Genomic DNA, 13136 nt, shown 5'->3' on the forward strand with positions numbered 1-13136 from the left:
TTTGTTTCATTTCAAAGTATGGTATTGTCTTTGGGTTTTAAAATGGTTTGCTTTCTCGCTTGATGGCTTTTGGGTGGTTTATTGCATCCCCGCCCCAAAGGGCAAGGCTTTCAAAAGAAAAAAAGTAAAAGTTGGGAAGAGTGTATAAAAAGGTTACTCCTTCAATGCCTCAGGGATGGCTTTATCCCACTGCTCCCTCGCGAGTTCGCCGGTGTACTTGAACTTCTCGACCTTCTTCTCGGCTTTCTTTCTGCGCTCCTGGTGCTCCCTGAGGAACTTCTGAACCCTTTCAATCAGCTCGCGCTTGCACTGCCCGCAGAGCAGCTCTCCGCTCTTGCACGCGTGGTAGCGTTCCATCAGTTTTTCGTCGTCCGGCTCAAAGAATATCTCGAACCACTTGAAGACGATGCACTTCTCTGGCTTGCCGCCTTTTTCCCTCTGCTCCTTCGCCGTGGCCCTCCCTCCGGTCAGTGCAAACTTCCATATCTTCCTTCCGGCTTCCTCCGGGTCGTCGGTTAGGTAAACGGCCGTTTCCGGTTTGCTCGCGCTCATCTTGCCCTCAAGGCCCGTGAGCGGTGGGACGAACTTCGAGTGAAGGGCGGCGGTTTTGTAGTAGCCGAGGCTCTCTGCAAAGTCCCTCTGTAAGCGCCAGTAGGGGTCCTGATCTATAGCGGCTGGAATCAGACAGCGCTTCTTCTCGAAGAAGGTGGGAGCGGCCTGTATTGCCGGGTAGAAAATCATCCCAATCTTGCTCTGCTCGTTGAAGCCGAAAACCGCTTTGGCCATCGAGAAGTTTATCTTCTTCGCTATGGGAAGGGCCATCTCGTATATCTTCGTGAACTCGCTGTTCTGGAAGATGAAGGTCTTATCGGGATCGAAGCCAACGGCTATGATGTCGAGGATGTTCTGATACGCCCAGTATTTGGTGTCCTCAAAGCTCAGCTTCTCCTTGAAGAGGAACTTCTCGTCGTCGGTTATCTGGATGTATAGGTTAACCCCGAACTTCTCCTGGAGCCATTTGGTGGCGAAGAACGGGATGATGTGGCCTATGTGCATCGGCCCGCTCGGGCCCCTGCCCGTGTAGAGGAAAAAGCCCTTTCCGCTCTCGTAGTCGGCAAGGATTTTGTCGTAGTCCCTGTGGGAGAAGAAAAAGCGCCTCCTGAAGAATATCGGGAGCTCGCTTTTAGTCAGCCTTGCCGTCCTCTCAAGGAGGTCGTCTGTGAGTGGGGTTGTCCCGAACTGCTCTATGAGCTTGTCGTAGTCGACCATACCCTCTACGTCCCATGGCGTAACCTTAAACTCGTCCATTTGAGGCACCTCCAGTGGAAACGAAACTCCTGACTAAGGCGGTCGAGAAGAGGGGCTCAGGAGCGCCAAAAGCGACCACCCTGCATGGGGGGAAGAAGGAAGTGGAGGATTTAAAGTTTTTGCCTTCTTCAGTTCGGGGCAAGGGATAAAAGGCCTCCGGGGAAGGAAAAGCCATGCCGGGCAGGGAATCCGAGGGGACGCTGACGGCTTTCATAGTTCTCCTGCTCCTAAGCCTTGAGCCCGTGGTTATAAAGGCAAATCCCGTCAGTCCCTTCGCCTTCGCTTCAACAGCTTCCCTCTTCGCCTCCTGTTTACTCTGGAAAGCCCTGTTCGCAACGGGAAAAGCGAACGAAATCAGGGAAAAGCCATGGGAGCTTGGGAAGACTTTTCTCACCGGGCTCTTCGCCACCGCCGTGGCATATTCCCTCTTCACCTACGGAACGAGGCTCAGCACGGCCATAAACTCAGCGATACTGACCCGCTTTGAGGTCTTCTACTCCTTCCTCATCGGATGGCTCTTCCTGAGGGAGCGGATAACCCCCAAAGGTGCTTTCTCCGCTCTCGCCCTCGTCTCCGGCGTCTTTCTCGTCGTCACCGGCGGAAGGGGAATAACCGTCAGGGAGGGCGATCTCCTGCTCCTCCTAACCCCACTCTTCTGGCAGATCGGCCACGCTATAGCCAAGGGGACAGCCTACTCCCCGCTGACAATAGCAACCCTTAGGAACACCTTTGGCGGTCTTTTGCTCCTCATTCCTGTCTTAAAGACCGGCTTCGCCTTCACGCCCTTAGCTTTAGCGGAGGGCGTCATAATAGCCCTTACACAGTCGCTCTGGTATTACTCGATAGCGAGGATAAACCTCTCGAAAGCCACTGCGGTTTTAACTCCCTCCCCGGTTCTGTCAGTTGTAGTCTCGATGGTCATCCTCGGTGAGAGGGCCACCGCCTACCACGTAGCGGGCCTCACCCTCATAATAGCCGGAACCCTTTTGGTGGCCCTTGAGAAGAGCGGGAGGAGGTGATGGCATGAAGTTAGTAATCCTTGGCTCGGGCTCCTACAGCGGGACGCCAAAACCGCTCTGCAGCTGCGAGAACTGCTCAAGGGCAAGGATTAACCCCCTCCTCAGAAGGACGAGGTTCTCGCTCTATTTTGAGAAAACGCTCGTTGACCCGAGTCCAGACTTACACTACCACCTTGAGAGGCTCAACGGGAAGGTCGAGAGGGTCTTCATAACCCACGCCCACTTCGACCACATAGCGGGCTTCCCCGAGCTTCAGGTTTTCAGGGAGCTCGATGTCTATTCCCACGGGCAGGGGGTTGAGACGGCAAAGCGTTTGGCTTCGCTCTTCCTCGGCGGTGCTTCGCCGGAGAGAAGGGCCTGGAGATACCACGAGATTCCCTTCAACGAGTGGATCGAGGTAAAAAATATGTCCGTCTTCCACTTCAGGACGGTTCACCAGCCCATAGAGAACGCCGGCGGCTTTGTTTTCGATGTTAAGGGGAAGAGGATAGCGGTGACCGGCGACACAGGGCCGGAGATACTGGATGACAAAGAGGCAGTTAAGGCAATGGAAGGAGCCGAGTTGCTCATAGCTGAGATGACCCACAGGGAGGCGATACCAAAGGCCCACCTCGGGGTTAAGGAGGCAATAGAGCTGGCCAAGAAAGTAGGGGCAAGCTACACACTCTTCGCCCACATAAGTCACAGCAACCACACCCACGAGGTTTTGGAAAAGAAGATACGGGAGGCGGGAATAAGGGGGGAAGTCGCGAGGGACTTCACGTGGGTTGAGGTTTGAGGATGAGGAGAGGATTCAAGCTCGTGGAGGAGACAATAAAGCCGAAATTCTTAAAAACTATAATCGCGTTTATATAATCATGCTTAGAAAATTTGTCAACAGGCTGGAAGAGCTCGACATCCTCGAAAAGCTCTGGGATCGGGAGGGTTTAACCCTGGTTCTTGTGTACGGGAGAAGAAGGGTCGGAAAGACCAGGCTACTTGAGGAGTTTTCTAAGGACAAAGGGAGGATATTCGTAATATTCGAGGACAAACCAAGGGGGTACAACTTCAAGCTCCTCTCAAAGAAAGTGTCCGACTTCTTGGGGTTTAACGTTGAGGTTAATGACTTCCCCTCCCTCTTCGCCCTTCTCAAGGGGATTACCAGAGGAAGGGTGCTTCTAATTCTGGACGAGTTCTCGTATCTTATCAAAAAAGAAGCCGGAATTCTGAGCGAGCTTTCCAGGGCGATTGAGGAGAACAGAGATTTGAACGCACTAGTGATTGTTTCGGGTTCGTACGTTTCCCTCCTTGAGAGGGAGTTCTTCAGCTATGCGAGTCCCATCTACGGGAGAAGCGACGCCAGCATCAAGGTAGCCCCCCTTCAGTTCAAGCACATGGTGGAGTGGTTCGGCTCAAAGAAGATTGAGGATCTGGTGAAAATCTACTCGGTAACAAATGGAACACCGAAATACCTTGAGTTTTTCAGCGGGGGGAACGTCGAGGAGGAGATAAAGGCCAACTTCTTCAACTCCTCCGCCTTCCTCTTCAGGGAAGCCAAGGCCCTGCTGAGCGAGGAACTGAGGGAGCTCTCAACTTACTTGGCGATTCTCGAAGCGATAGCGAGGGGGAACACGAGGGTCACCCAGATAGCGAACTTCTGCTACATGAAGGAGAACCAGGTGGTTCCCTACCTCAGGGTTCTCGGCGAGCTCGGCATAGTCAGAAAGGTCACTCCCCTCTTCGGGAAGAGGGGGATTTACGAGATAGCGGACAACTACTTCCTCTTCTGGTCAAGATTTGTGAACCCCTACTACGAGGAAATTGAGGGGAACTTTGTGGGCGCCGCCATCGAAGACTTCGAGAGAAACTTCAACGCTTTCCTCGGAAAGCCCTTCAAGGGAATCGCGAGGGAGTTTCTGATGGAGGCAAATCAAAAGAACCTTTTACCCTTCCACTTCACCAGAATTGGAAGGTGGTGGCGTAAGAACGAGGAGATTGACCTTCTTACCTTGAACGAGAGGGAAAAGAGGGCCCTTTTCGTTGAGGTGAAGTGGAGGGAGCTGAGTGAGAAAGATGCAAAAAGGATTCTAAGCCGTCTCAGGAAAAAGGCCGAACTTATAGGCCTCAAGGACTACGAAAAGCACTTCGGAATAGTCGCGAAGAGGATAGAAGGGAAGGAGAACCTGGGGCTGGCTTTCGATTTGGGGGATTTTGAAAGAGTGTTCTCCAAAATAAAGAAGTAAAGCTCAGCAGAGAGGAAATTGAAGATTAGTGGTAAGGACAACGTTTTCTTTGACCTGCAGTTCTATGGTATAGAAAAAAATCGCCACGTTCGATGATGACTTCAAAAGGGTAGCGGGACTTCAGATATTGAGGAAATGAAGAAGAAAGAATCTCAAATCCTCCCGTTCTCCCCCAGCCACTCGCCGTATTTAACGAGGGCGTAGACAGCGTCAACTCCATCCTCGACGGTCTCGTAAACTGGAATTCCCTTGAGCTCGATGTTCCTGGCCATCTTGTGCGGGTAATCTCCACCTGGGGCCACAAACACTATCGGCTTGCCGTAGGCCTTCATCTTCGCAATGGCTTCAACGATGTCCTCGTCGAGGGCCGGACTCTGGAAGAGCGCTATAACGACGAGAACGTCAACGTTCTCGTCCTCCAAAGCGTAGCGCATAGCCACCTCGTACCTGCTCGACGGGGCGTCGCCGATTACGTCAATCGGGTTCCTATAGCTCATGTGCTCCGGGAGCTTTCCTGCCTCGATGTCCTGCTTAAACTTCTCAAGGGTCTCCCCGCTCAGCTCGGCCAGCTTCATTCCGCGCTCAAGCAGGCCGTCGCTCATCATGACGCCGGCGCCACCTCCGTTGGTAACTATAGCCACTCGGTCACCCTTGGCCGGCCTCTGCATGGCCAAAGCCTTGGCGTAGTTGAAGAGCTGTCTCATGCTTTTGGCCTCTAAAACGCCCGCCTGCTCGAAGACCGCCTGGTAAATCCTGTAGGCGCCTGCAAGCGAGCCCGTGTGAGAAGCTGCCGCCTTAGCTCCTGCCTCCGTCCTGCCACTCTTGAGTATAACGACCGGCTTTTTGAGGGTGACCTCTTTGGCGGTGTTGAAGAACTTCCTTCCGTCCTTAACGCCCTCGATGTAGCCCGTTATGACACCGGTCTTGGGGTCGTCGCCGAGGTAGGCCATGAAGTCGCTCTCGTCGAGGTCGGCCATGTTGCCGAGGCTGATGAACTTGCTCATGCCTATCTTTTCCCTTGCCGCCCAGTCGAGGATTGCCGCGCCAAAGGCACCGCTCTGGCTCATGAAGGCAACCTTTCCAAAGGGCGGCCTGGCCTGTCTCTCAGGAGGATTGAAGTTGCAGTCGAAGCCGTTCTCAAGGTTGGTAACTCCCAAACAGTTCGGGCCGACAACTTTGATCCCCCACTTCTTGGCCCTTCTGACGAGCTCTTCCTCAAGGTCGACCCTTCCGGCCTCCTTAAAGCCCGCGCTTATGACAACGGCGCCTTTAACGCCCTTCTCGCCGCATTCGTCTATGACATTCGGCACGAACTTCGCTGGAACCGCTATAACTGCAACGTCAACCTCGTCGGGAACCTCCCTTATGCTCCTGTAAACCTTGAACCTCCTCCCGTTGACCTCTATCTCACCGCCCTTGACGTTGACGGCGTAGACCTTTCCGCCGAAGCGGAGCGTTATGGAGCGCATTATTGCGTTCCCGATCTTCCCCGGAACGTGGGATGCCCCTATGACAGCGACGCTCCTCGGGTAGAACAGGAAGTCGAGGTTCGGTCTTTCCATCCTACCACCTCCGAAGCTTTTTCGGGAAGGCCTATTTAAGCGTTCCCGGTGGACTTTTTATCCGGGACTTCATTAACCGGGCGATCCTTTACATATATAAACCTTTGTGAGAGAGAAAAGGTTAAATGCTGATGAACGTTAAAAATTCCATTGGAACGTTAAAATGAGGTGGGGACATATGACCAAGGTTAAGGTGATTACTGATCCGGAGGTAATAAAACTAATGCTTGAGGACACGAGGAGGAAGATATTAGCCCTCCTGCGTAACAGGGAGATGACGATATCTCAGCTGAGCGAGATACTCGGAAAGACCCCGCAGACGATATACCACCACATTGAGAAGCTCAAGGAGGCCGGCCTCGTCGAGGTCAAGAGGACCGAGATGAAGGGCAACCTCGTTGAGAAGTACTACGGTAGAACAGCGGATGCCTTCTACATAAACCTCTACCTCGGCGATGAGGAGCTCCGCTACTTCGCCCGCTCCCGCCTGAAGACGAAGCTTGAGATATTCAAGGCTCTGGGATACGAGTTCGATGGGGAGGAGCTGCTCAACATCATGGACAGGCTCCTTGAGAAGGAGCACGAGTACAAGACGGAGATATCGAGGGAGATAGAGGCCAACGAGGAGAAGCTGAAGGACTTTTCAGATGAGGACATAATCCACGCGATAGAGTGGCTCGCGATGGCCAAGATGGGCAGGGACGATGAGTCCATCTCCCTCGTCCGCAGGCTGGGGGAGGTACTCGGGATAGAGCGGTGAGACTTATGGGAAGGGGAATAAGGCTCTTGGTTCTCGACGTTTTGAAGCCCCATCAGCCGATAGTGACCGAGTTAGCCCTCGGGCTCAGCGAGCTGGAAAGGGTCGAGGGGGTAAACATAACCCTCGTCGAGATCGACAAGGAGACCGAGAACGTTAAGATAACGATAGTTGGGGACAACTTAGACTACGAGGAGATAGTCAGAACTATAGAGGAGTTCGGCGGCGTCGTCCACAGCATAGACATGGTCGCCGCTGGGAGGAAGATCGTTGAGGAAGAGGAGACCCCGCAGGATAAGCTGGAGGAGTGAGTTTTGAAGGAGGTTATAATAATAACCGACCCCTCCAAGGTGAGGGTTCTCTCAGACGACACCAGGTTTAAAATCCTTCAACTGCTCAGGGAGCGGCCCATGAGTGTGAACGAGCTAAGCGAGGCAATAGGGAAGGACAGGAGCACTATATACAGGCATATTAAGAACCTTGAGGTCGCCGGGCTTGTCGAGGAGCTGGAAAGCGTTGGAGGGGAGAGGATATACGCGAGAACGGCGAGGATGTTCCTCATAAAAGTAGGCCCGGATGAGAGCATCGAGCGGTTCAGAAGGGCGTACATTCACGTTGAAGCCGAGAAGCTCGTTCGCATACTGGAAAAGAGCGGTTACACCGTTGAAGACAGGGCGGCCATGATAAAGCTCGCTGAGGAGGTTCTTGATTTCATAGAGGTCTCGTCCCAGCCCATCCTCAAAAGGGTTTCCGAGGCCGAAGTTGAGCTGACCGAGATAGAGCTCTTCCACCTCCTCAACATGCTCGTTTTCCTCCAGAGCTGCAACCTCTGTGAAAAGTCCCGCCTTGCCAAGAAGCTTCTGCACTTTGAATGAGGCCTCTCCCGTAGTTTTCCTTTAAGCCTACCCCCATGTTACAGTTTCTTTTCATTCTATAATGTCATGTTAAGTCCGCTGATGATCACTAATGGCAAAGCTTAAATATTCACCCACGGTGATACTAATATGCAGGGGTGTACATAATGAGGGGTGCAGTGCTCGCTGTAGTGTTAGTGGCCCTATGTCTGTTCGTTCCCTACGCGGGGGCGGCGAAGTACCTCAACCTCGACGACGGCGGAGTGGTAATGCAGGCCTTCTACTGGGATGTCCCAAGCGGTGGAATCTGGTGGGACACAATACGGGAGAAGATACCCGAGTGGTACGACGCCGGGATCTCGGCCATATGGATCCCGCCACCGGAGAAGGGAGCCAGCGGAGGCTACTCGATGGGCTATGACCCCTACGACTTCTTCGACCTCGGCGAGTACTACCAGAAGGGAACAGTCGAGACCCGCTTCGGATCAAAGCAGGAGCTTGTGAGGATGATAAACACGGCCCATTCCTACGGGATAAAGGTCATAGCGGACATCGTCATAAACCACCGCTCCGGTGGCGATCAGGAGTGGAACCCCTTCACCAACAGCTACACGTGGACCGACTTCTCGAAGGTCGCCTCGGGCAAGTACACCGCCAACTACCTCGACTTCCATCCAAACGAGGTCAAGTGCTGCGATGAGGGGACTTTCGGCGACTTCCCGGACATAGCCCACGAGAAGAGCTGGGACCAGCACTGGCTCTGGGCGAGCGACGAGAGCTACGCGGCCTACCTGAGGAGCATAGGGGTTGACGCGTGGCGCTTCGACTACGTCAAGGGCTATGGAGCTTGGGTCGTCAAGGACTGGCTCGACTGGTGGGGAGGCTGGGCCGTCGGCGAGTACTGGGACACCGACGTTGACAAGCTCATTACCTGGGCCGATGACAGCGGGGCAAAGGTCTTCGACTTCCCCCTCTACTACAAGATGGACGAGGCCTTCGACAACAACGACATCCCTGCCCTCGTTTCCGCCCTCCAGAACGGTGGAACGGTCGTTTCCCGCGATCCCTTCAAGGCGGTAACCTTCGTCGCCAACCACGATACTGACATAATCTGGAACAAGTATCCTGCCTACGCCTTCATCCTCACCTACGAGGGCCAGCCGGTCATCTTCTACCGCGACTTTGAGGACTGGCTCAACAAGGACAAGCTTATAAACCTAATCTGGATACACGACCACCTCGCCGGCGGGAGCACGAAGATCCTCTACTACGACAGCGACGAGCTCATCTTCGAGAGAACCGGCGATTCGAGCAGACCTGGGCTGATCACCTACATAAACCTCGGCGACGGCTGGGCCGAGAGGTGGGTCAACGTCGGTCCTAAGTTCGCCGGCCAGACCATCCACGAGTACACGGGCAACCTCGGCGGCTGGGCGGACAGGTACGTCCAGTACGACGGCTGGGTCAAGCTCACGGCTCCACCCTACGATCCCGCCAACGGTTATTACGGCTATTCTGTCTGGAGCTACGCAGGGGTCGGGTGACCCCTGCCTATCTTCCATTATTCTTTCCCCTTCTTCAGGCCAAGCTCCTTTTCAGCTCCCCCAGTCCGACCCGGAACAACAGGGGTTTTCAGGGGGAAAGGCTATTGTAATGGAGTGCACAGCAGAGAAAACAACTACCCTCTTCCTTCCAGAGAGCAGTGTTTCGTATTCCCTTGACCGGGCATACAGGTACACTAGAGCTGAAGAGAGACCCTGATGAAAGAAAGAAGGGACTTTGTGTAAACCCTTTGCTTCCAATGTAACCTCATGAGAGTTCCAAGACTAGCTTGGTTATTTACTAACATAAACATAGATTTATTAAAGTTTTATTTCAGATAGAAAAATTTAAAAGTTATTAGAGTTAAAATATTAACTGCTAGTGGCTTTGAAGGAGGTGAAATTGTTGAAGTGGAAAAAACCAATAGTACTCGTATCACTCCTGCTCCTTCTTGTGAGTCTTGGAGTGTACATCAAAGCCTCCCCGATAGGAGGCGTTAAAATCGACGTTGTAGATGCAAACGGGAAGGCAATCACGGACTATGGAACGGTTCATTACTCCGTTTGGACTTTCGATGAAAACGGGAGCTTTGAAGTTTTAAAACGGGGGGTTCTTAAAAGAGGATTGTTCTTCTCAGGAAACACGATAAAACTCTCAAAAGCTGAAACGGAAAAGCTTAGAAAAATAGCCCAAAAAATGGATTCCAAAACGGCCTTCATTGGCATCGACCTGTGGGTCGTTAGGGAGGGAAAGCTCTACACCCTTCCCCCCGCGAGCCTTGAACTCGACGTCTCTGAAGGCGGCCTTTTCGCGGCCAAGTTCTCCCTTCATCTAGACTTCAGGGATGCGGTGGTTACTGAGATCACAACACCAGAAAAAGAGTCCAGCCAGGGAAATCCCGGAGGAAAGGGCTCACAAAGAGAAGAACCGGAGTTTCTTGTACCGATCATTCCCAGAGAGTACAAGTGGGTGACCATTGCTGAGAACTCCTACTCAGACGTCAAGATCCCGGTTTTAATCATTAGAAACATGGCATGGTCCGACGTTACCGGAACCCTCCAGATTGGAACTTCTCAAAGCGATTATATAGGGCCAGAGGTAACCGTGGCCTTCGGGAAGCTTATATCCAAGAAAACCACTTTTGATCCAAGCTCAATAAAGCTAAAAGCCCTTGGGAGGTCCTTTACAAACTGGTACAGAGGGGGCAGCATACTGACCGTTCCGAAGGAGAAGATCTGGGGTTACGTGTGGATTAAAGGAAAGATACACTACATCTACCAGCAGGAGTACGTTTGTGGGATCGGAGCTGAACCTGGTCTCCCTGGCTGCGAACCAACCGGAAACGAAAGGTACATAGCAAAGATCGACGAGTTCTCGATCTCGGGTAAGTACGGCAAGGTTTTAAATATAGAATCCGGAGCCACACTTGAACGTCCTCCGTACCTCCCACCCTTTGATACCCTCGAGCAGTCTCCAGCACTCGAAGGGCCCGTAGGGAGGGATGTGTACCTCGAGAACTTCTTTGAGGAGATTTACCATGGAACCGATGGCTACTCCTTTGGGATTGGTGTTCCGGTTGGTGCCCTCATTAACGTTCTAACCGGCCACTCCCTGCCCCCCTGGTTCGATACTCTTGTGGTAGGTTTCAGTGCCAAAGGGGAGTCCCATTATGCCATAATGGGAGAAGTTCGTAACAACGGCCCAACGGGGTTAGTAAGGTTCATAGGCTACAAATCCAGTTACAAAATGTCGATACCCCTGAAAAAAAGCTGGTGGGAGTTTTGGAAATCCGATCACGTCGACACCAACGTCCCCGTAGGATTTTTCATTGATGTTCGGTGACTTCTTTCCTTATCCCTGAGCAGTTCCACGGTAGTTTCTAGTGGAGTTTTCTTTGAAGTAGCCGATACCGATGAGAGGTTCTGCCACTGGCGGCCCAAAAATAGAATGTAGTCGGTAGATCAGAACTCCCCCACCCACTTCACGGCCTTTGGAACCTTTTTAGCGACCTCTAAAGCTGTGAAGTTCTCGCCAAGCTCTTCCTTTGTTATATCCCCGGCAAGACCGTTCAGGAACGCTCCAACTGATGCTGCCCTCAGCGGATTGTTTCCGAGCGCTAAAAGGGCCCCTACGAGGCCCGCCAAAACATCCCCTGTTCCTCCGGTGGTCATTCCCCTGTTCCCGGTTTTGTTGTACCTCCAGGTTCTTCCGTCGCTTATGATGTCGTAAGGGCCTTTCAGGAGTATTACACCACCTGTTTTCCCCGCTTTCTCCATCACGAGTTTCGCTTTCTCCGTGAGTGAGCCCTCAGGCTTCGCTCCAAAGAGGGCCCTGAACTCGCCGGCGTGGGGAGTTAGGACGAAGGTCTTGCCATTGAGAACGCTCAAATCTTCGGCCACCGCTTTTAATCCGTCGGCGTCTATGACGAGAGGTTTCTCGCAGCGCTTCACGAACTCCCTTACGAAGGCTTTGGTTTCTTCTCTGAGGCCTAGCCCTGGGCCAATAACCACAGCATCAATCCTCTTGGCGAGTTCAAGTAATGGGGCAACGTGCTCCCGGGTGAAGTTCCTCCCCTCGACCGGGCGGAGGATTAAGTCCGGGTCGCTTATTCTCCTCGCGGAATACTCCGGCATCGCGAGGTAAACGAGGTCCACCAGATAAGAAGCGGCTTTGGAAGCCAAGTAAGGTGCCCCGAAGTAGTCCTCGCTCCCGCCGATCACGAGCAACCTGCCGTTCTGCCCCTTGTGCTGGCCTTTCTTCCTCAGCGCGAACTTCGCGTCGCCGGGCCCGACGAGGTGGTAGAGCTCCTCCGGGTAGCCTATCTTGACCACAACGCGCTCAAAACCATCATACTCCTCCTTGTCCCACTGGAACGTCACCGCGAAGTCCGCTTTAACGCGGATTTTCGAGGGGTAGCCGCTCGGCAGGTCAACGCTGACTACCTTCGCTTTTCCCGCGTACTCGTTTATCCTCTCGATGGCAGAGCGTATGGGTTCACGCGGCTCGCCTTTGGTGCCGGCCCCGAGGAGGGCGTCAACGATAACGTCAAACCCGGAGAGGTCAAGCGACCTTACGTAGGAGGAGTCCTTTAGGGTTCGAATTTCCACAAAATCCAGCCTTTTGAGGAGCTCCCAGTTGTGTTTAGCTTCTTCGCTCCTTATCTTCGCTTCCTCTCCGACGAGGAAAACTGTAACATCGTTCTCGAAGCTGAGGTGTCTCGCGGCAACAAAGCCGTCGCCGCCGTTGTTGCCGGTGCCGGAGAAGACTGCAATTTTGAGGCCTTTGCCGAAGCGTTCTTCTATCGTCCGCGCAACGCCAGAGCCGGCGTTCTCCATGAGCTGGAGCGGGGAGATGCCGAGCCACTTCGCGTTGATGTCCCAGATGTAGACGTCTTCAATGCGCATGGGGGTCACCGATTGAAGTCTCTGCCCGTGTGGCTAAAAGGCTAACCCAAGGACAAAACATTTAAAGGCCAATGTGACCATGATGGTGGGTGATTTAATGACGCGCATTTGGGGGATACTATTAACATTCCTGTTGATGGGTATGGCGTACCCGCTGGCTCAGTCATCGCCGGCGGAGAAGGGGACTTTAGCCTTTGTGATAAAAGCCGGCACCCCGTTAAGCGACGACGAGTTGGGTGATCTGCAGGCACTCCTCAGCGAGAGGCTTGAGAGTTCGGGCTTTAAGGTTCTCTCCATTGAGAAAAACGGAACGGCCTCAATGGTGTTGACCGTGGCAAATGCCACGCGGGACGACGTGGGCTACATTAAGGAGCTGATAGAGAGTCAGGGTGTTCTTTACATGGAGTTCAACGGGGTGATCTTTGCGACTGGAGCGGAGGTGAGCGTCCCCTCCGGACAGTGGGGGCT

General features: G+C 53.2%; 11 protein-coding genes and 1 pseudogene. 9 read left to right on the forward strand and 3 right to left on the reverse strand.

The features are described 5' to 3' along the window. Positions 1-153: 153 nt before the first annotated feature. Positions 154-1308, reverse strand: a complete 1155-nt coding sequence (locus MVB78_RS04905) for a tryptophan--tRNA ligase (RefSeq protein ID WP_297488639.1) — start codon at positions 1306-1308, stop codon at positions 154-156. A 173-nt stretch (positions 1309-1481) separates the two neighbouring features. Here MVB78_RS04905 and MVB78_RS04910 point away from each other — a divergent pair, with 173 nt between their 5' ends. The 3 genes from MVB78_RS04910 to MVB78_RS04920 all read left to right on the forward strand — a co-directional run bounded on the left by MVB78_RS04910 (position 1482) and on the right by MVB78_RS04920 (position 4549). Next, positions 1482-2327 carry a DMT family transporter gene (locus MVB78_RS04910; RefSeq protein WP_297488642.1) on the forward strand — a complete coding sequence of 282 codons (846 nt, stop codon included), beginning with the start codon at positions 1482-1484 and terminating at the stop codon, positions 2325-2327. 4 nt (positions 2328-2331) lie between these two features. After that, positions 2332-3105, forward strand: coding sequence for an MBL fold metallo-hydrolase (locus MVB78_RS04915; protein ID WP_297488644.1), 774 nt, complete (start codon positions 2332-2334; stop codon positions 3103-3105). A 79-nt stretch (positions 3106-3184) separates the two neighbouring features. Further along, positions 3185-4549: an ATP-binding protein gene (locus MVB78_RS04920; protein WP_297488647.1), complete on the forward strand. Its 1365-nt coding sequence runs from the start codon at positions 3185-3187 to the stop codon at positions 4547-4549. Positions 4550-4701: 152 nt separating this feature from the next. On the opposite strand, the gene MVB78_RS04925 is transcribed toward MVB78_RS04920, so the two are convergent. Next, on the reverse strand, positions 4702-6111 hold the full coding sequence (locus MVB78_RS04925) for an acetate--CoA ligase family protein (protein ID WP_297488650.1): 1410 nt from the start codon (positions 6109-6111) through the stop codon (positions 4702-4704). 178 nt (positions 6112-6289) lie between these two features. On the opposite strand from MVB78_RS04925, the gene MVB78_RS04930 reads away from it, so the two are divergent. The 5 genes from MVB78_RS04930 to MVB78_RS04950 all read left to right on the forward strand — a co-directional run bounded on the left by MVB78_RS04930 (position 6290) and on the right by MVB78_RS04950 (position 11106). Next, positions 6290-6871, forward strand: coding sequence for a winged helix-turn-helix domain-containing protein (locus MVB78_RS04930; RefSeq protein ID WP_297488653.1), 582 nt, complete (start codon positions 6290-6292; stop codon positions 6869-6871). Positions 6872-6876: 5 nt separating this feature from the next. After that, the gene (locus MVB78_RS04935; RefSeq protein WP_297488655.1) at positions 6877-7179 is read left to right on the forward strand and encodes a DUF211 domain-containing protein; all 303 of its coding nucleotides are present in this window, start codon (positions 6877-6879) and stop codon (positions 7177-7179) included. 3 nt (positions 7180-7182) lie between these two features. Beyond that, positions 7183-7743: a transcriptional regulator gene (locus tag MVB78_RS04940; protein ID WP_297488658.1), complete on the forward strand. Its 561-nt coding sequence runs from the start codon at positions 7183-7185 to the stop codon at positions 7741-7743. Positions 7744-7889: 146 nt separating this feature from the next. Beyond that, positions 7890-9266 carry an alpha-amylase gene (locus MVB78_RS04945; RefSeq protein WP_297488661.1) on the forward strand — a complete coding sequence of 459 codons (1377 nt, stop codon included), beginning with the start codon at positions 7890-7892 and terminating at the stop codon, positions 9264-9266. 379 nt (positions 9267-9645) lie between these two features. Next, positions 9646-11106, forward strand: a complete 1461-nt coding sequence (locus MVB78_RS04950) for a hypothetical protein (RefSeq protein WP_297488664.1) — start codon at positions 9646-9648, stop codon at positions 11104-11106. Between the two features lie 119 nt (positions 11107-11225). Here MVB78_RS04950 and MVB78_RS04955 read toward each other — a convergent pair whose 3' ends face one another. Beyond that, complete coding sequence (locus tag MVB78_RS04955) at positions 11226-12668, reverse strand: NAD(P)H-hydrate dehydratase (RefSeq protein WP_297488673.1); 1443 nt, start codon at positions 12666-12668, stop codon at positions 11226-11228. Between the two features lie 97 nt (positions 12669-12765). On the opposite strand from MVB78_RS04955, the pseudogene MVB78_RS04960 reads away from it, so the two are divergent. After that, positions 12766-13136: pseudogene (locus MVB78_RS04960) on the forward strand (hypothetical protein); the annotation flags it as partial.

Source organism: Thermococcus sp., assembly GCF_026991495.1.
GTDB lineage: Archaea > Methanobacteriota_B > Thermococci > Thermococcales > Thermococcaceae > Thermococcus.